Raw genomic sequence first — 18,396 nt, forward strand, 5'->3', positions numbered from 1 at the left:
GAAATGCTTAGTGCAGTCGCGTGAGGGGCTGGTTTTCGTCCTCCCCCCGGTCAGCTTCCTTCCAGGGTCGGTTCCAGGTGCAGGCGATGCCTGCCGGGTTCGAACCCCGGTCAGACGGGCGCCCAACTCCGGTCCGGCCCAGACCTTCCACCCGCAAGGGTCCAACAGACGCAGGCTCATGAGATCCTCCAAGTCCCGTTCGCGCAACAAGTCGAACCGCCAGCGCAGCATCGGCAACATCATCAACCGGGTCTTCGACAGCTCCGGCCCCGAGGGCAAGGTGCGCGGGACGCCGCAGCAGATCATCGAGAAATATCTGGCGCTGGCGCGCGACGCGCAGCTGGGCAATGACCGCGTGGCGGAACAGAACTTCCTGCAACATGCGGAACATTACACCCGCATGCTGGGCGAGGCGCAGCGCGAACTGGCCCGCGAACAGGAAGAACGCAGCCGCAATTACCAGCAAAACGGCAACCAGAACGGCGGCAACGCGCAGCAGGGCGGCCAGAACGGCAATGGCAACGGCAACGGCTATCGCGAGCGGCCCGAACGGGAACCGCGCGAGCCGCAACAGCCCGACCCGGTCCGTTTCGAGGACGCGCCGCAGCCCCGTTACGAAGGCGCGCCGGTGCTGATGCCCGATTTCTTCGCCGCCGCCGCCGAAGATGACGGGCCGGGCCTCGTCGAGACCCCGGAAACCCGCCAGCCCGAGCCGCCGCGCCCCGAAAAGCGCAGCCCCGCGCAGCGCCCGGTCGAAGCCGCCGCCGCCCCGGCCGAACCTGCGCCCGAAGCCGCCCCGGCCTCCGCGAAAGCGGAAACCCCGAAACCCGAGGCCGCGCCGAAACCGCGCAGCCGCGCCCCGCGCAAGCCGCGCACGGACAAGCCCAAGGCCGACCGGCCCGCCGAGGCGCCGCCCGAAGGCTCTGCCGCAGAATGAAAAAACCGCGCCTTCGGGCGCGGTTTTCGTTTCAGCAACCGGGATCGCGGCTCAGCCCGCCGCCACCAGCCGCGCCAGATGGCAGAACTGCTCCAGGCTCACCCGCTCGGCCCGCTCGGTCGGCGGGATGCCCGCTTCCTCCAGCAGCGCATCGATGCGCGGATGCACGCCTTTCAGGCTGGATCGCAGCATCTTGCGGCGCTGGTTGAACCCGGCCGCCACCACGCGTTCGAGCACCGCCGGATCGGCCGGATAGCGCGGCGCGGGCAAGGCGGTCAGATGCACCACGGCAGAATGCACCTTCGGCGCCGGGGTAAAGGCCTCGGGCGGCAGCACCATGACGATCTTCGCCTCGGCCCGCCACTGCGCCAAAAGCGCGAGCCGCCCGTAATGATCCGTGCCGGGCTTCGCCACGATCCGCTCGGCCACCTCTTTTTGAAACATCAAGGTCAGGCTTTGCCAGAACGGCGGCCAGACCGCGGGGGTCAGCCAGCGGATCAGAAGCTCTGTCCCGACGTTATAGGGCAGGTTCGCCGCGATCCGAATGGGCGGGGTCAGATGCGCCAGAACGTCGACCGCCAAAGCATCGCCGTTGATCACTTCAAGCCGCCCGGGGTAATGCGCCGCGATCTCGGCCAGCGCGGGCAGACAGCGGCTGTCCTTCTCCACCGCCAGCACGCGCCGCGCGCCCTCGGCCAGAAGCCCGCGCGTCAGCCCGCCCGGCCCCGGCCCGACTTCGAGCACGTCACAGCCGGTCAGATCCCCCGCCGCCCGCGCGATCTTCGCGGTCAGATTCAGATCGAGCAGAAAATTCTGCCCCAAAGCCTTCTTCGCCACCAGCTCATGGGTCGCGATCACCTCGCGCAAGGGCGGCAGCCCGTCAATCGCAGCCAAAGCCCGTCCCCTTCCTTTTCATCTTGCTTCAAATATCCCGGGGGTCCGGGGGCAGAGCCCCCGGCGGCCCGCCGCCCCCATCTTCGCCGCCATCGTCAAGGCCGCGATCAGACTGTGCGGGCTGGCCTTGCCGGTGCCCGCAATGTCATAGGCCGTGCCATGATCGGGCGAGGTCCGCACGAAGGGCAGCCCCAGCGTCACATTCACGCCGCCGTCGAAATCCAGCGTCTTGATCGGAATGAGCGCCTGATCGTGATAGGCGCAGATCGCCGCGTCATAGCGCGCCCGCGCCGCGGGGTGAAACATCGTGTCGGGCGGCAGGGGCCCGGTCACCGCCAGCCCCTCGGCGCGCAGACCCGCCACCACATCGGCGATCCAGTCGATTTCTTCCTGCCCCATCGCCCCGCCCTCGCCCGCATGCGGGTTCAGCCCCGCCACCGCAAGGCGCGGATTTTCAAGGCCGAAATCGCGCCGCAGCCCCTCGGCGGTCAGCCGCACCACCTCGCGCAGAAGCGCGGGCGTATAGGTGTCGAAGACCTCGCGCAGGGCGATGTGGATCGTCGCGGGCACGACGCGGCAGGGCGGATCGACCCGGTCGGAGGCCAGCATCATCACCACCCGCGCGCCGCCCGCCAGATGCGCCAGATATTCGGTATGGCCCGGAAAGGCGAAGCCCGCCCCGTCCTTCAGCGCCTTCTTGTTGATCGGCGCCGTGGTCAGCGCCAGCCCCGCGCCGCGGGTGACCAGATCGACGCCGCGCGCGATCACGTCGATCACCGCTTGCGCATTGGCCGGATCGGGTTGCCCCGGCACCGCCGCCGCGGGGAACGGATGCGGCAACACGCAGAGCGCCGCCCCGGCATGGGTCATCGCCTGATCGGGCGTGTCGATTTCGCGCACCGCCGCGCCGCGCGGCAGATGCGCCGGATCGCCCAGCCAGACAAAGGGCAGCCGCGCCCCCAGCGCCTGGCTCGCCCGCACCGCCAGTTCCGGCCCGACCCCGGACGGATCGCCGCAGGTCAGGATCACCGGCCGGTCGCCCCCCGCCGCCTCGGTTGCGCGCAGGCTCATTTCCGCACGATCACCGCTTCGGCGCGCAGCTGCGCCAGCAGCCGGTCGGCCAGGGCGCCCACGCGGGCATTCAGCAGCTGATCCCGCGTCCCCTCGCGCGAGGGGCCGGTCTCGCCCACCGCCGCGTTGATCGCCCGGCCGCGGTCGCACAGCATCACCAGCACGTCATTGCCGCCGCGGGTCAGGACCGTCATCTCGCCGATGTCCATCCGCGGCAGGACCCGCGCGATATCGGCCGGGATCTGCCCGGCCCGCGCCGCCTCGACCCGCTCCAGCCGCTCGGGCGGCAGCTGCGCCGCCACCGAATAAAGATCGTCGCAGCGCTGCGCATCGGCCTCGGCCTTGGCACGCCAGCCCGCCGCCTCGGGCGAGCCCGAGGCGCCCAGAAGCAGCGTCGCATAGCCCTGGGCCACGGTCTGCGGCGTCAGCGGCGCGCCCTCGTCCAGACCGCGCAGGAAGAAGACCGACACCGAATTCGGCGTCTCGACCGGCGCCGAGGCGCGGCCGGGCCGCAGCCCCAGCACGGTTTCGCGCACTTCGGGCGGCAGCGCGGTGACCGGCATCCAGTCCAGCCGCCCGCCCTGCCCCGCGCTTTTCGCCGAGGACAGCTCTTTTGCCAGCGCGGCAAATTCCGCCTCGGTCTTCGCCGCGGCGGCCTTGCGCGCCTTGGCCATGGTCTCGGCATCGCGGCCGGGGAAATTGCGGATCACGATTTCCGAGATCAGCACCTTCGGCGGCTCGGGCTCGGCGCCCTTCGGCGCCTCATGGGCCAGCGCCCGGTCGATCTCGGCATCGGAAATCTGGATCCGGCCGCCGCCATAGGTCGTCTTGACCACCTCGCGCCAGATCACCCCGGAGGTGACGAAATCGCGATAGGTCTGCGCCTCGACCCCGGCCCCGGCCAGCGCCTTGAGGAAATCTTCGGCGCTCAGATTGGCGCGGGCGGCGAATTCCGCCATGCCGCGGGTCACCGCCTCGCGCGACACCGAAATGCCAAGGCTCTGCGCCTTCCAGCCCTGCAGCCGGTCGTCGATCAGCGCCTCTTCGGCCATCTTGCGCACGTCGCCCGTGGCGCCGAGCAGTTCCATGAACCGGGCGCGCTGCGCGATTTCATAGCCGCTGATCGCCAGGCCGTTGACGGTGATCGCCGGGGCGAAATCGCCCGTCGCCTGCGCCTGCAGCGGCGCGGCGGTGCCCAGCGCCAGCCCGGCCGTCAGAACCCATCCGAGAAGCGAGGGAAAATGCCGCATCATTCGTTCCGTCATCCGTTCGTCGTTTCTTCGTCGTTTCCTTGCGCGGCCGTGCGCCTGCGGGCCCGGTCTCAGCGCCGACAGACCCGCTCGGTCCGGTTGCCCCCCGATCCGGCGCCAAAGCCCGCAAGCGAGATCGACAGGCCGAAGTCGGTTTCGGGCTCCACACTAGTGGAGGACGTGAACCGGCGCGAGAGGGAAAGATCGACGGTGACGCATTCGTTTGAATATTGCAGGCCCAGCGACGCCTTGGCGGCGCGGTCGGCGACAAGGTCGTAACGGGTGTCGAAACCGGTGGACCAGCCCCGGCGTAGCTGCCAGTCGGATTCGAACAAAAGCTCGGATGTTTTCGGCGTCGCCTCGGTTTCCAGCATCCACAGATAGCCCGCCGCCACCTGCGCCCGCTCTCCCAGATAGGCCAGCCGCAATTCGTCGCGGTCAAAGTCCAGATCGTCATCGACCAGCGCCCGGTTCGACAGCACGAGCCCGCCCGCCGTGCTCAGATGCGTGGCGATCAGCCAGTCGGACCGGCTGCCCGAAAGCCCGGAGCCCTGCGCGAAATCATCCAGATCATCCAGCCGGATCACCCGCCCCGCCGTCAGCCCCAAGGACCAGCCCGAGGCATCATGCCGCGTCCAGCTGAGCCCGAGATTGGCCCGCGTGCCGCGTTCGCGCCGGTCGCCGCCCGGATAGCGGGAAAAGTCGAACAGGTTGCCCTCGTCGAATTCGGTCAGCAGGCTGTCCTCGTCGGGCAATTCCTTCAGGCTCTTGCCGCTCCAGATGATCTGCGCGACCGGCTCGATCACCTGCGCCGCGCGGCCTTCGCTTTTCACCCAGGGCCAGCGCAGCTCGACGCCGAGCGAGGGCAGCGCGCGCAGGCTTTCGCCGGAAAAATCCCGGTCCTGACGCACCGCCGTCGCGTCGATCGCCAGCTCGCCTTCCAGCGCCGCCAGCACGCCGCCGCCCAGAAGCCAGTTCCGCCGCCAGTCCGCCACGCCCGAAAGCCGCGTCACGTCGCGCCCGTCGGCGGCGTCACCGGCATCGGCCCCGTCCGTCGCCAGATCCGAGGCCCGCCAATGCGCATGCAGGCTGCCCTCGAAGCTGAGTTCGCCACCGATCAGCCCGGGCCGCCAGACCCGCGTCCAGGCCGCATCGGCCGAGCGCATCGGCTCGGTCTCGTTGCTTTCGCCCTCGCGCAGGGAATGGGTCTTGCCGATCTTAGCCTGCACCATTTCCGTGGCGCGCACCCGCCCCAGCGTCACCCCCGACCACAGCCGGTCATCCTCGGTCACGTCGTAATTGAGCAGATAGGACGGGTCCGAGACCATCCGCAGCTGCAACCCGAGCGTGTAATCAGCGGGCAGCGCAAAGGTGCCGGTGCCAAAGAGATAGCCGCGGGTCCTGCCCTCGCGGATGGAATCGCGGCTCGCGGCGCCCTCGATCTCGAAACTGCCGCTGCGCAGCGCCTGACGGTAGCGCAGCCCCAGCGTGCGGGTGTAATTCGCCGACAGATAAGGCGTCACCGTCAGATCGGCCGAGGGGCCGAAGGTCAGGAAATAGGGCACCTTGAGCCCCGGCCCCAGCAGCGAGGTGGTGCGCAACGTCGGGCGCAGCACGCCCGACATCCGTTCCACCGTCGGATCGGGCATGCGCAGCCGCGGCAGCCAGATCAGCGGCACGCCCATGGCGCGGAACTGCGCGCTTTCAAACAGAAGCTGGCGGGTTTCGGTGTCATGGGTGATGGTGCGGGCGCGGATTTCCCAAAGCGGTTCGGGATCGGTCAGACAGACCTTGCAGGAGGAGGCGACGACCTCGCGCAGCACGGTGCGGGTGCCGCCCTGCCGCTCCATCCGGTTCGCCGCCAGCTGCAATTCGCGCGACAGCACCATCCGCGCGCCGCTCAGCACGCCGTTTTGCAGATCGCGGCTCAACTCGGCGGTATCGGCCAGAACGACCGAGCCGGTCGCCCCCGGCTGCACCAGCCGGATCGGCCCCTCGATCGCCAGCCGGTCGCTGGCCTTGTCATAGGTGATGCGCTCGGCGGTCAGCCGGTGCTCGTGCCAATAGACCTTGACATGGCCCGAGGCGATCAGCCGGTCGGTGCCGGTGACCTCGATCCGGTCGGCGAGCAGCGTCGCGGCATCGGAATAAAGCGGCGCCGCCAGCGCGGGGGCGGGGGCAGCCGGGGTCTGCGGCCAGGCCGGGACGGCAAGCGTCAGCGCCAGAGCCGAGCCCAGAGCCGTACCCAGCGTCCAGTTCCGCAAGCGGCGGTTGCGCATCATCCCTCCTCCTGCTGCAGAACCAGCGTCAGCGCCAGCATCAGGGCGATGGCCGGCGGCGCCCAGGCCGCCAGCGCGGCGGGGATCTGCCCGTTGTCTCCCAGAACCTGTGCGACATTGCGCAGGAAGAATAGCGCAAGTCCGGCCAGAAGCGCCAGCATCACCCGCCCGCCGGTGCCGCCGAACCGCGCCGGACGCATGGTGAAACCCGCCGCCACCAGCACCATCGCGGCCAGCATCAGCGGCTGCGCCAGTTCCACCTGCAGCCAGACGATGTGACGGCGCGCGGAAAAGCCCGCCGCCTCCAGCGCGCGGATGAAGCCCGGCAATTCCCAGATCGGCATCGCCGAGGGGGCGCCGAAACTGTCGGCGATGCTTTCGGCGGTCAGCGTCGAGGGCAGCGAGATCGTCTGTGCCCGCGTCGCGTCGCGTTCGGGGTTGGTCGAGCGGCCCAGCGGCCAGTCCTTCGCCTCTGACAGCACCCAGGCGCCGGGCGTCAGCCAGGCCGAGGCGGCATCGATCCGGCGCACCGGCCCGGCCTTGGCGTCGAACAGAAGGAAGGTCACCTGGTAAAGCGCCGTCGCATCGGCATTGCCGCGCATCGCATGGATCACCGCCTGCCCGCCATCGGCCGTGCCCTGCCGCATCCACAGCCCCTCGCGGCCGATCGAGACGGTCTGCCGCCCCTCGGCGCGCAGCTGGCCCTCGATCTCCTCGGCGCGCTTGCTGGTGGCGGAAACGATCGGATTGCCGACCGCGACCAGCAGGACGCCGATCAGCAGCGCCACCGTCACCGGCGCCAGCAGCATCCGCAAGGCCGAGCGCCCGGCGGCGCGGATCACCACCAGTTCCGACGACCGCGCAAGGCCCAGAAAGGCGACCACGCCCGACAGCATCACGACCAGCGGAAAGATCGTGTAAAGCGTCGAGGGCACCGACAGCGCCGCCAGATGCGCCGCATCCGAAAGCGCGCCGCGGGCGGGGTCAAGACGGCGGATCTGCTCGACCATCTCGATCAGGAACAAGACCCCCCAGAACGCCCCGGCGACGATCAGGAAGGCCTGCCCGAAGCGGCGCGCGATATAAAGCGACAGCGTCATGCCCGGTCCTCCGCCGCCGTCAGGGGCGGTGCCTTGCGCCGCCGCCCGGCCCAGGACAGCGCCAGCGCCACCCCCGCAAGCCCGGCCAGCGCGGGCATGTAATGCAGCGCCCACAGCGCCGGATCGGCGCGGGTCATCGAGGTGGCGACATTCGACAGCGACTGCAGCCCGATCAGCGCCAGCACCGCCAGCCCGATCTGCCGCCACAGCCCCAGCCGCGAAAACCCGCCCAGCATCATCGCCGCCGCCGCGATCAGCGCCGCCACCGGCGCCATCAGGGGCTGCGCCAGCCGGTCGTTCAGCTCCAGATGCGCCGCCGCCACCGTCGATCCGGTCGCGGCCAGCAGCTCCGGCCCCGGCGCGATCAGATCGCGGCTGGGCACTTCCTCCCAATCGATGCGCCCGCGCAGGCCGGTGCCGATCGCACCGCCCAGATCATAGGTGAAATCGGAAAACCGCGTCAGCGCCAGCGACCCATCCGAGGGCCGCAGCGTCTGCGCCGTGCCGTCGAACATCACCAGCTTCGGCCCGGCCTCCGAGGGCACGATCAGCGCCTTTTCCGCGGTATAGATCGTCTCGGCTCTCTGGCCGCGGGCATCATAAAGAAAGATGTCCAGAAGCTCGCCCAGATCGGAAATCTCGCGGATATAGACGGTGATGCCCGCGGTGGGGGTCTGGAAGCTGCCCTCGGTCAGAAAGCGCGCGGTGACATCTTGCGACACCTGCGCCTGCCGCTCGGCCAGCCTTGCGCGCGAGGCGGGGACCAGCTCATGCACGAGGGCGAGCATCAGCGCCGCGACGATCAGCCCGAAAACGGCGACCGGCCGCGCCAGCCGCCACGGGCTTGCCCCCGCCGATTGCATCACCACCAGTTCGGATTCGCCCGAAAGCCGGTTGATCGCGTAAAGCACGGCGGCAAAGGCCGCCACCGGCAGCACCAGCGAAATCACCTTGGGCAGGGTCAGCGCGGTGAATTCCAGCACCACCCAGGCGGTCTGGCCGTCACCGATCAGCTTGTCGAACAGCAGCACCGCCCGGTTCACCCAATAGACCGAGACCAGCACCAGCGCGAAAAATCCGAAAATCGCCATCAGCTGGGACAGGAGATATCGGTCCAGGCGTTTCAAGGTCGGATCTCTCCCGCGGGGTTTGCCCTTCTCTAGCGCGGGATCACAGCCGGGAAAAGCCCGAAGACCCGGGGTCGCGCAGCTTCCCGCCCATCATCGCGCGGCTATACAATCGCAGTGGCGCCGCATAGGCTTGCGCCGAACCAACCAGCCGCAGGGACTGCCATGATCCACCCCGTCGCCCTTCGTTTCACCGCCTCCGACGCCGAGGCCCTTGCCCCCCGCGAAGGCCGTCTGGCGCTGATCGTGCCGCCCGAGGGCAAGCTGGGCCAGTTGGGGCGCAAGCTTGACCGGCTGACGCGGGGCGCGGTGACGCGGGCGCTGGCCTCCGAGGGCTGGGGCAAGCTGGCGGCGGGTGATTCGCTCGATCTCGGCTTTCCGGGCGGGCTGGCCTGCGAGACGCTGGCGCTGGTCAAGCTGGACCGCCGCGCCAGCGTGGCCGAGGCCCGCAAGGCAGGCGCAACCGTCGCCAAGGGGCTGGGGGAAAAAGGCGCGCTGGTGATCGCCGAGGCGCATCCGCGGGCGGCCGACATTTCCTTTGGCCTCGCGCTGCGGGCCTATCGGTTCGACTACCTGAGCGAGCCGAAAAAGCCCTTCGGCCCGGTCGAGATGATGGTCTCCGCGCCTGAAACCGTCGCCGCCGAGGCCGCGCCGCATGCCGCGCTGGCCGAAGGCGTGTTTTTCACCCGCGATCTGGTGAACGAACCGGCAAACATCCTGACCACCGACGATTTCGCCGCCCGGCTGGCGGCGATGCATGAACTGGGCCTCGAGGTCGAGATCCTGGACGAGGACGAGCTGGAAAAACTCGGCTTCCGCGCGCTGCTGGCGGTGGGGCAAGGCTCGGAAAGCCCGTCGAAGGTCGTGGTGATGCGCTGGCAGGGCGGCGAGCCCGATGCCGCGCCCTTGGCGCTGGTCGGCAAGGGGGTCTGCTTCGACAGCGGCGGGATTTCGATCAAGCCCGCGGCGGGCATGGAAGAAATGACTATGGACATGGGCGGCGCGGCCGTGGTGGCGGGCGTCATGCGCACGCTCGCCCTGCGCAAGGCGCGCGCCAATGTCGTGGGTCTGGTCGGTCTCGTGGAAAACATGCCCGACGGGCGGGCGCAGCGTCCGGGCGATATCGTCAAAAGCCTGAAAGGCGACACGATCGAGGTGGTCAACACCGATGCCGAGGGGCGGATGGTTCTGGCCGATGTGCTGTGGTATGCGCAGGAGCGCTTCGCCCCCGCCGCGGTGATCGATCTGGCGACGCTGACGGGCGCGATCATCGTGGCGCTTGGCCATGATCATGCGGGCATTTTCAGCAATGACGACAAGCTTTCGGGCGATCTTCTGAGCGCCGCGAAATCCGAGGGCGAAGGTGCCTGGCCGATGCCGCTCACCCCCGGCTATGATCCGCTGATCAAGTCGCGGCTGGCCGATATCAAGAACTCCGGCGGGCGCTGGGGCGGCGCGATCACCGCGGCGGCGTTTCTGAAGCGCTTCATCAAGCCCGATGTGCCCTGGTGCCATATCGACATCGCGGGCGTCGCCCTGCCGCCGGGCGAAAGTGCGCTGGCGCCCAAGGGCGCGACCGGCTGGGGGGTGATGACGCTTGACCGGCTGATCCGCACCCGGTTCGAGGCCTGACCCATGCCCGCGCTTTTCTATCACGTCACCCAGTCGCCGGTCGAAGGGGTGGTCGAAACGCTGCTCACCCGCGCCCTGGCGCAGGGCTGGCGGGTGGAATTGCGCGGGGTGTCCCCCGAGCGGATGGACTGGCTGGACCAGAAACTCTGGCTTGGCCCCGAGGAAGACTTTCTGCCGCACGGGCTGGCGGGCGGGCCGCATGATGCGCTGCAACCCGTGCTCTTGACCACCTCCCCGCGCCCCGAGGGGCGGCAGGCGGTGATGACGCTCGACGGCGCCGAGGTCACCCCCGCCGAGGTGGCGGCGGCCGAACGGGTCTGGATCCTGTTCGACGGCCGCGACGAAACCGCCGTCGCCCGCGCCCGCGATCAGTGGAAGGCGCTGACCGGGGCGGGCACCGCGGCGCAATACTGGCGCGAGGAAAGCGGGCGCTGGCAGAAGAAGGCCGAAAAGTAGCGCCCCCTCGCGCCCCCCCCGCAAAACACAGTTTTCGCTTGCAGCTTTGGCGCGGGGCCTTATGGTCCGGTCTCACCTCGGGGTGCTCTGTCAGGGGCTGAGATGCGTTTTCGCAAACCCGTTGAACCTGAACCGGTTAAGACCGGCGGAGGGAAGGTATCCGGGCACTCTCCCGGCCTGACCCCGCCCGTCACGCCATTGGAGAGAAAGATGAAAACTGCTCTGATGCTGGCGGGTTGCGTGCTTGCCGCAACCCCTGTTCTGGCCGGGGACAAACCCGTCCTCACCGTCTATGCGCCCGATTACTTCACCAGTGAATGGGGCCCCGGCCCGGCGATCGAAAAGGGTTTCGAGGCGGACTGCGGCTGCGATCTGCAATTCGTCGCGGGCGATGTGCTGCCGCGGCTGATGCTGGAAGGCGCGAAGACCGAGGCCGATGTGGCGATCGGGCTGAACACCGACATCACCGCCCGCGCCCGGGCGACCGGGCTTTTCGCGCCCCATCATCAGGATCTGTCGCGGCTGAGCCTGCCGATTGCCTGGGCGGATGACACCTTCCTGCCCTTTGACTGGTCCGAGGTCGCCTTTGTCTATGACAAGACGAAACTGACCGCCCCGCCGCAATCCTTTGCCGCGCTTCTCGACGCCCCCGACGACGCCTTCAAGATCGCCCTCGAAGACCCGCGCTCGTCCACCGCCGGGCTCGCGCTGCTTCTGTGGGTCAAGCACATCTATGGCGACAAGGCGGGCGAGGCCTGGGCGAAGCTTGCGCCCAAGGTGCTGACCGTGACGCCGGATTGGTCCGAGGCTTACGGGCTTTTCACCGAGGGCGAGGCCGACATGGTCCTGTCCTTCACCACCTCGCCCGCCTATCACCGCATCGCCGAACAGGATGACAGCAAGGCGGCGGCGATCTTCCCCGAGGGGCATTATTTCTACACCGAACTGGCGGCGCAGCTGAAGACCTCGGACCAGCCGGAGCTGGCGCAGAAATTCATGGATTACATCCTCTCGGACGGGTTTCAGGGCATGATCGCCACGGCGAACTGGTCCTATCCGGTGATCGAGAAACCCGGCTTCCTGCCCGAGGGGTTCGCCACCCTGCCCCGCCCCGCCAAGACCTTCTTTTACACCGAAACCGAGGCCGAGGCCCTGCGCGGCCCGGCGCTGGAAGAATGGCGCGCGAATTTCGGCAAATGATCCCGGCGGCATCGGCGGCGGTCCTGGTGGCCGCGCTGGTGCTGGCCCCCCTCGGCGCGGTGATGATCCGCGCCGGGGGGCTTTCGGCGCTGAGCGCCGCCGATCTTGCGGCCCTGCGCTTCACGCTCTGGCAGGCCGCGCTCTCGGCGCTTTTCTCCTGCCTGCTGGCGATCCCGCTCGCCCGGGCGCTGCACCGGCGCCGCTTTCCCGGCCGCGGCCTGTTCATCGCCGCGCTTGGGGCGCCGTTCCTGTTGCCCACCCTTGTCGCGGTGATGGGGCTTCTCGCCATCTTCGGCCGTCGCGGGCTGCTCAATGGCGCTCTGGACGCGCTGAACCTGCCCGGCGTGTCGATCTATGGGCCCTGGGGGGTGGTGCTGGGCCATCTGTTCCTGAACCTGCCCCTGGCAACGCGGATGCTGCTGCAGGGCTGGCAGGCGATCCCGGCCGAGCGGGTGCGGCTGGCGCTGTCGCTGGGTCTTGGCCCGGCGGACATCGCAAGGCATCTGGAGGCGCGGATGCTGCGCGCCGTCCTGCCCGGGGCCTTTCTGGCGATTTTCCTTGTGTGCCTCTCGTCCTTCGCCGTCGCGCTGACGCTGGGCGGCGGTCCCCGCGCCTCGACGCTCGAGGTGGCGATCTATCAGGCCTTCCGCTTTGACGCCGATCCGGGCCGGGCCGCGGCGCTTGCGGTGCTGCAGGTCGCGCTGGCGCTGGCGGCGCTGGGCATCGCCGCGCGGCTGACCCTGCCGCCCGGCTTTGGCGCGGGGCTCGACCGGGTCTTGCCGGTGCCCCTGGCGCCGGGGCTGCCGCATCGGATCGGGGATGCGCTGATCCTGAGTGCCGCCGCAGCCTTCCTGCTCTCGCCTCTGGCAGCCATCGCGCTGCGCGGCCTGCCCGCGCTGGCCGATCTGCCCGCACAGGTCTGGCAGGCGGCTTTCACCTCGGTCTGGCTGGCGCTCGGCGCCGCGGCGCTGACGATGGTGCTGGCGCTGCCGCTGGCTTTGGCCGCGCCGCGCCACATCTGGGCCGAGCCCGCGGCGATGCTGCCGATGGCGGCCTCCTCGCTCGTCCTTGGCACCGGGCTGTTCCTGATCGCCCAGCCCTTCGTCGCGCCGACCGCGCTGGCCCTGCCGGTGACGCTTTTGACCAATGCCGCGCTCAGCCTGCCCTTTGCGCTGCGCCTGCTTCTGCCCGAGGTCCGCGCGCTGCAGGCCGATTACGACCGGCTGGCCGACAGCCTGAACCTGCGCGGCCTGGCCCGGCTGCGGTTCCTCACCCTGCCCCGGCTGGCCCGGCCGACGGGCTTTGCCGCGGGGATTGCCGCGGCCTTTTCGATGGGCGATCTGGGCGCCATCTCGCTGTTTTCCGATGGCCGCAGCCAGACCCTGCCGCTTGCCGTCTATCAGCTGATGGGCAGCTATCGCATGGATCAGGCCGCGGGCGCGGCTTGCCTTTTGATGGCGCTGACCTTTGCCCTTTATGCCGCCTGTGACCGGATCGGAGCCCATGCTGACCCTCGATAACCTCCTGATCGAACAGGATGATTTCCGCCTGAGCGCGGATTTCGCCATCCCCCCGGCCGCGCGGGTGGCGCTTTTGGGCCCCTCGGGCGCGGGGAAATCGACGCTGCTTGCGACGCTGGCGGGGTTTCTGGCGCCCGGCCGTGGCCGGATCCTGTGGCGCGGCGCCGACATCACCGGTCTGGCGCCGGGGGCGCGGCCGCTCTCGATCCTGTTTCAGGACCAGAACCTGTTTCCGCATCTGAACGTGGCGCAGAACCTCGGGCTTGGCCTGTCGCCAAAGCTGCGGCTGGCCCGTGCCGATCACGCGCAGATCGCGGCGGCGCTCGACCGGGTCGGGCTTTCGGGGCTGGGGGATCGGCGGCCCGCGACGCTTTCGGGCGGGCAGCAAAGCCGGGTGGCGCTGGCGCGCTGTCTGTTGCGGGCGAAACCGCTTCTGCTTCTGGACGAGCCCTTTGCCGCGCTGGGCCCCGCGCTCAAATCCGACATGCTGGCGCTGGTGGCCGAGATCGCCGCGGACCAGCACGCCACCGTGCTGATGGTCAGCCACGAGCCCGCCGATGCCGTCGCGCTTTGCCCGCAAACCGTGCTGGTGGCCGAGGGCGTCGCCCATCCGCCCGCCGCCACCGCGGGCCTTCTGGCTGATCCGCCGCCCGCCCTTGCCGCCTATCTGGGCAAATGATCGAAAAAGCCGCCCAATCACTGCAACTTGGGTTCTCAACCGTCTTTCCGGCCTGTATAGAAAGGGCGATTTCGCGGCCTTGCCGCATCTGCCGGATGGAAGACCATGCTCACCAAATATGCCCTTCTTGCCCTTGCCGCGCTGAGCCTGACCGCCTGCGGCCCTTCGCCTGAAGAAGAAGCCGCCGCCGAGCCCGCGCCGACCCCGCACATGACGCAGCCGGTGTTCCAGACCGGCGTGCTGGAAAACCGCTCGCCCGACACCTGCCACGCGGCGCAATATGCCTCGGCGCTGGGGCAGCCCGCGGCGATCATCCCGACGCTGGGCATCACCGATCCGGTCAACGTGATCGAATGGCGGGGCATCGAGCCGCAGGAATACAATTCGCACCGCGTGGTGTTCCGCCTTGATCCGAAAGGCAACATCTTCAACATCGACTGCGGTTGAGCCGATGCGGGCGAAAGCTCTTGCCCGGCTGGCGGTCGGTCTGACGCTGGTCAGCCTGTCCTCGGGCTGTTTTCTGGTCGTGCCGGTGCCGCTGGGCACTGCCGTCGTGCCGCCCGCCACCGCGCCTTCCGGGCCCGACAACTGCGGCGCGGCCGGGCTGAAGGATCTGATCGGGCAGCCGAAATCCGCGCTGGACGGGCGCGATCTGGCGGCCGGGACCCGGGTCCTGCATCCCGGTCAGCCGGTGACGATGGAGTACAGCGCGACGCGGCTGAACATCCTGATCAACCGCAAGGGGCGGATTTCCAGCCTGAATTGCGGCTGAGCGGGCCGGGATCGCAAAAGCAAAGGGGGCCGCGGCCCCCTTTTTCATTGCAGCTTGAAGCGGCCGTGGCAGTCCTTGCAGGCCGCCTGCACCGGCGCCAGCGTGTCCGCCAGCGCCCCGGGCTCCGACCCGTCCAGCGCCGCCGCGGTCTTCACCAGCTTCGCCGTCTTTTGCCGGAATTCCGACGGCGCGGCCCAGATCTCGGGCAGCGCCTGCGAGGCCGGATCCTCGGCGCGGCTGCGGAACGCCGGGGCCAGTTCCCCGGCCCCCGCCTGCAGCGCCGCGATCGCCGCCGCGACCCTGTCGGCCGCGAAGGGCTGCGCCCCCGAAGCGGCCTCGGTCAACAGTTTCATCTGCGCCTTGTAGCCCTGCATCAGCTCGACCCGGGCCCTGACCTCCGGGTTGCTGACGCCCTCGGCGGCATAGACGATGCCCCCGACAAGAGCCAAGGCGACGGTCAGGCCAAGATGAATGGCCACATACAGTCGTCGTTTCAATTGCATGAAGTTCTCCCTCTTCATGCCTCCACATGAGAGCGGAAGGGGGCACATGGCAAGCGCCGCGCTGATCACGAAAAGGAAAGCCCCGCCCGGGTTGGGGCGGGGCTCTCGGTGCGAAAGAGCGCCCCGGCGAACGAACTGGGTGGGGGCTGTTGACCGCCCGCCGGGGCTTCAGCGTTTTCCGCTGCCGTCAACTTTGCGGGCCAATCGCGGCGCAATCGCGCTGGTCAAAGGGCATTTTGCGGGCCTTTTCGCGGCAGGATCCGGGCAGGATGAATCGCGCGAAAGCCCTTTCAAACAAGGGCGGATTGATTTTTCGCCGCAGGAATGCCACGCTTTCGACATGACGCTTCAGCCGCCCACGCCCTTCCCCGGACCCGCCCCTGCGCCCGCGCAGGTGACCTTTGATCGGCGCGAACTTGGGGCCATCCTGGCGGTCTACGGACGCATGGTCGCGATGGCCGAGGCGCGGGATTACGCGCTCAGTTTCGGGCGCGAGGCGGCGGTCTTTGCGATCTTACGCCGCACCATGGAAAGCCCGCTCTACCGCCTGGAAAAGCGGCCGGCGCTGCGCAACCGGCAGGGGATCTATGCGCTGATCGGCGCCGAGGGGCAGGTTTTGAAGCGCGGCCATGAATTGGCGCCGCTTTTGCGGGTGATCGAGCGCAAGCTGATCCGCGCGGTGGAATAGGCGGCGAATCACCCGCCGCCGTCAGAATGGCCGCTTGCGCCCGAAGTAACGGCTGCCCTCGGTGGCGGCGATGCGGGCCAGACAGGCCCCGATCGGCTCGCGGCTGACCTGCATCGCATGGCCGTTGGCGTGCAAAAGCGTGCTGTCATCGAGCGCGATCGCCACATGCCCGGACCAGAAGAACAGATCCCCCCGTTCGGTCAGCGCGGCTTCGGGCAGGAAATCGCCAAACGCGGCGCGTTGCTGGTCGCTATCGGCGGGGCAGGCGCGGCCCGCCAGGGTGAAGGCCAGCTGCACCAGGCCCGAACAATCGATGCCCGCGGCGGAATTGCCGCCCCAAAGATAGGGCGTGCCGAGAAGCCGTTCCGCCACCGCGACCGGATCTGGCTCGGGCTCGCTCAGCGGGCGCAGGTGGCTGGCGGGGATGAAACCATCGGCCGTGCGGGCCAAAGCGCCGTCTTGCCCCAAGACCGCGACGCGGGCGCCAAGGCTGAGCGCACCGATCTCGCCGCGCTTGATCGAGGGCGCGCGATACAGATGCGTGCCGCGGCTGGCGACGACATGGGTGGCGGGCACCGGCGCGGCCAGCGCGGCCTCGGGCAGCCAGCCGCAGGCGCCATCCAGCGCCGCCTGCGCAAAGGCGAAACCGTCGCGGCGGTCGATCACCGTGACGGCGGCGCCGTGCAGCCATTGCCGTTCGCGCGGGCCCCCGGGATCCGGCGCCAGATCCGCCAGCATCGCGCCGATCCGCGCCGGTTCGCCCGCACTGAAGGCCGGGGCGTCGATCTGACCGCGCAAGGACACGTGCGCGACCCGGCCCGAAAACGGCAGCAGACGGCGGTCGGTCACAGCCCCAGCACCTCGGAGAGCGCGCCCAGAACGGCGCGGCCGCCCTGCCCCAGCCCGCCCTTGCTCCGGCCCGGCGCGGCCGTCGGTTGCCAGGCGTAAAGGTCGAAATGCACGAAACGCTCGGTCTCGGTGACGAAGCGGCGCAGGAACAGCGCGGCGGTGATCGAGCCCGCCATGCTGCCCGCGGGGCAGTTGTCGAGATCGGCCAGGCTCGGCTCGATCAGCGGCTCGTAAGGCGCCCAGAACGGCATCCGCCAGAGCGGATCGCCATTGCGGGTGCCCGAGGCCGTCAGCGCCGCCGCCAGATCGTCGTCATCGGTATAAAAGGGCGGCAGATCGGCGCCCAGCGCCACCCGCGCCGCGCCGGTCAGCGTCGCCATGCACAGGATCAGATCGGGCGCCTCCTCGTCGGCGGCGGCCAGCGCATCGGCGAGGATCAGACGCCCTTCGGCATCGGTGTCATTGACCTCGACCGTCAGCCCCTTGCGCGAGGTGTAGATGTCGCCCGGCCGCATCGCATTGCCCGCCACTGCATTTTCGACCGCGGGGATCAGCAGACGCAGCTTCAGCGGCAGGTTCAGCGCCATGATCATATGCGCAAGCGCGAGCTGGTTCGCCGCCCCGCCCATGTCCTTTTTCATCAAGGCCATATAGGCCCCGGTCTTCAGGTTCAGCCCGCCGGTGTCGAAACAGACGCCCTTGCCGACCAGCGCCAGATCGGGGCCATCCGTGCCCCAGCGCAGCTCGATCAGCCGCGGCGCCCGGGCGCTGGCGCGGCCGACGGCATGAATGAGCGGATAGCCCTGCGCCAGCAGATCCTCGCCGGTGATCACCGCGACCTTTGCGCCATGCCGCGCGGCAAGGTCGCGGACGGCGGCTTCCAGCTCATCCGGCCCCAGATCATTGGCGGGGGTGTTGATCAGATCGCGGGCCAGAGCCTCGGCCTCGGCCATGATTTCCAGCCGCGCGGCATCAAGCCCCGCAGGCGCCACCAGCCGCGCCTCGGGCACGGATTGCGTGCCGTAACGGTCGTAGCGATAGGCTTCAAGGAGCCAGCCCAAAGCCTCGGATTTTTGCACCTCGGCCGGAAGCGGGCTGGCCAGAGCCCAGGCCCCGGCGGGCAGTTTTGCCGCTGCCGCCGCCAGCTGGAACCGCGCCCGCGCCCGTTTGCGCGCCTCGCCGTAGCCGAACAGCGCCGCGACAATCGCCCCGGTCTCGTCGGGCAGCAGGCACAGGCTGCCCAGCGCGCCGGTGAAGCCCTGCGCCGCGGCAAAGGCCCGTTGCGCCGGGCTCAGCGTCGCGGGCAGATCGGCCCCCGTCTCGACCAGATGCAGCGGACGCGCCGCGGCATCGGCGGGCGCAAAGCGCATCTCGGGACGGAAACGGAAAAGATCGGACATGCTCGGGCCTCCTGCGACTGTCGCGCCAGCCTAGCGCGG

At 69.3% G+C, this 18,396-nt stretch carries 18 protein-coding genes and 1 riboswitch; of the genes, 9 read left to right on the plus strand and 9 right to left on the minus strand.

From position 1 onward, the window contains the following. The first annotated feature begins 178 nt into the window (after positions 1–178). Entirely contained in the window at positions 179–937 is a 759-nt protein-coding gene (locus RCAP_RS13315) for a DUF4167 domain-containing protein (protein WP_013068397.1), read from the plus strand. Positions 938–988: 51 nt separating this feature from the next. On the opposite strand, the gene rsmA is transcribed toward RCAP_RS13315, so the two are convergent. From rsmA to lptF, 6 genes are read right to left on the minus strand one after another with little or no spacing between them, the layout of a single operon-like run. Next, a complete protein-coding gene (rsmA, locus tag RCAP_RS13320) occupies positions 989–1,831 on the minus strand; it encodes a 16S rRNA (adenine(1518)-N(6)/adenine(1519)-N(6))-dimethyltransferase RsmA (protein WP_013068398.1) in 843 nt (280 codons plus the stop codon). A gap of 18 nt (positions 1,832–1,849) precedes the next feature. Beyond that, complete coding sequence (gene pdxA / locus RCAP_RS13325) at positions 1,850–2,902, minus strand: 4-hydroxythreonine-4-phosphate dehydrogenase PdxA (protein ID WP_013068399.1); 1,053 nt, start codon at positions 2,900–2,902, stop codon at positions 1,850–1,852. Then, on the minus strand, positions 2,899–4,167 hold the full coding sequence (locus RCAP_RS13330; RefSeq protein WP_080514634.1) for a peptidylprolyl isomerase: 1,269 nt from the start codon (positions 4,165–4,167) through the stop codon (positions 2,899–2,901). The genes pdxA and RCAP_RS13330 overlap by 4 nt, the downstream gene beginning before the upstream one ends. A gap of 56 nt (positions 4,168–4,223) precedes the next feature. Beyond that, positions 4,224–6,434 (minus strand): LPS-assembly protein LptD, encoded by a 2,211-nt coding sequence (locus RCAP_RS13335; protein ID WP_013068401.1) that lies wholly within the window; start codon positions 6,432–6,434, stop codon positions 4,224–4,226. Further along, entirely contained in the window at positions 6,431–7,531 is a 1,101-nt protein-coding gene (gene lptG, locus RCAP_RS13340; protein WP_013068402.1) for an LPS export ABC transporter permease LptG, read from the minus strand. The genes RCAP_RS13335 and lptG overlap by 4 nt, the downstream gene beginning before the upstream one ends. Further along, positions 7,528–8,658 (minus strand): LPS export ABC transporter permease LptF, encoded by a 1,131-nt coding sequence (lptF, locus tag RCAP_RS13345; protein WP_013068403.1) that lies wholly within the window; start codon positions 8,656–8,658, stop codon positions 7,528–7,530. The genes lptG and lptF overlap by 4 nt, the downstream gene beginning before the upstream one ends. Before the next feature lie 165 nt (positions 8,659–8,823). On the opposite strand from lptF, the gene RCAP_RS13350 reads away from it, so the two are divergent. The 7 genes from RCAP_RS13350 (at position 8,824) to RCAP_RS13380 (ending at position 14,917) form a co-directional block, all read left to right on the plus strand. Continuing rightward, positions 8,824–10,290 (plus strand): leucyl aminopeptidase, encoded by a 1,467-nt coding sequence (locus tag RCAP_RS13350; RefSeq protein ID WP_013068404.1) that lies wholly within the window; start codon positions 8,824–8,826, stop codon positions 10,288–10,290. A 3-nt stretch (positions 10,291–10,293) separates the two neighbouring features. Beyond that, positions 10,294–10,746 carry a DNA polymerase III subunit chi gene (locus tag RCAP_RS13355; RefSeq protein WP_013068405.1) on the plus strand — a complete coding sequence of 151 codons (453 nt, stop codon included), beginning with the start codon at positions 10,294–10,296 and terminating at the stop codon, positions 10,744–10,746. Between the two features lie 68 nt (positions 10,747–10,814). Then, a riboswitch (TPP riboswitch) is annotated at positions 10,815–10,917 on the plus strand. A gap of 39 nt (positions 10,918–10,956) precedes the next feature. After that, the gene (thiB, locus tag RCAP_RS13360) at positions 10,957–11,946 is read left to right on the plus strand and encodes a thiamine ABC transporter substrate binding subunit (protein WP_013068406.1); all 990 of its coding nucleotides are present in this window, start codon (positions 10,957–10,959) and stop codon (positions 11,944–11,946) included. Further along, a complete protein-coding gene (locus RCAP_RS13365) occupies positions 11,922–13,466 on the plus strand; it encodes a thiamine/thiamine pyrophosphate ABC transporter permease ThiP (RefSeq protein WP_013068407.1) in 1,545 nt (514 codons plus the stop codon). The genes thiB and RCAP_RS13365 overlap by 25 nt, the downstream gene beginning before the upstream one ends. Then, positions 13,450–14,145 carry a thiamine ABC transporter ATP-binding protein gene (locus RCAP_RS13370; RefSeq protein ID WP_013068408.1) on the plus strand — a complete coding sequence of 232 codons (696 nt, stop codon included), beginning with the start codon at positions 13,450–13,452 and terminating at the stop codon, positions 14,143–14,145. Before RCAP_RS13365 ends, RCAP_RS13370 begins: the two co-directional genes overlap by 17 nt. A gap of 105 nt (positions 14,146–14,250) precedes the next feature. Next, a complete protein-coding gene (locus RCAP_RS13375; RefSeq protein WP_013068409.1) occupies positions 14,251–14,592 on the plus strand; it encodes a hypothetical protein in 342 nt (113 codons plus the stop codon). Between the two features lie 4 nt (positions 14,593–14,596). Then, the gene (locus tag RCAP_RS13380; RefSeq protein WP_013068410.1) at positions 14,597–14,917 is read left to right on the plus strand and encodes an I78 family peptidase inhibitor; all 321 of its coding nucleotides are present in this window, start codon (positions 14,597–14,599) and stop codon (positions 14,915–14,917) included. 44 nt (positions 14,918–14,961) lie between these two features. Here the strand turns inward: RCAP_RS13380 and RCAP_RS18615 are convergent, their stop codons facing one another. Beyond that, positions 14,962–15,420 carry a cytochrome c gene (locus RCAP_RS18615; protein ID WP_013068411.1) on the minus strand — a complete coding sequence of 153 codons (459 nt, stop codon included), beginning with the start codon at positions 15,418–15,420 and terminating at the stop codon, positions 14,962–14,964. Between the two features lie 340 nt (positions 15,421–15,760). Between RCAP_RS18615 and RCAP_RS13390 the strand changes: the two genes are divergently transcribed. Next, positions 15,761–16,108 (plus strand): DUF2794 domain-containing protein, encoded by a 348-nt coding sequence (locus tag RCAP_RS13390; RefSeq protein ID WP_013068412.1) that lies wholly within the window; start codon positions 15,761–15,763, stop codon positions 16,106–16,108. A 21-nt stretch (positions 16,109–16,129) separates the two neighbouring features. Here the strand turns inward: RCAP_RS13390 and RCAP_RS13395 are convergent, their stop codons facing one another. Further along, entirely contained in the window at positions 16,130–16,957 is an 828-nt protein-coding gene (locus RCAP_RS13395; protein WP_013068413.1) for a C40 family peptidase, read from the minus strand. Continuing rightward, the gene (locus RCAP_RS13400) at positions 16,954–18,357 is read right to left on the minus strand and encodes a leucyl aminopeptidase family protein (RefSeq protein WP_013068414.1); all 1,404 of its coding nucleotides are present in this window, start codon (positions 18,355–18,357) and stop codon (positions 16,954–16,956) included. Before RCAP_RS13400 ends, RCAP_RS13395 begins: the two co-directional genes overlap by 4 nt. Between the last annotated feature and the right edge of the window lie 39 nt (positions 18,358–18,396).

Source organism: Rhodobacter capsulatus SB 1003, from assembly GCF_000021865.1.
GTDB classification, from domain to species: domain Bacteria; phylum Pseudomonadota; class Alphaproteobacteria; order Rhodobacterales; family Rhodobacteraceae; genus Rhodobacter; species Rhodobacter capsulatus_B.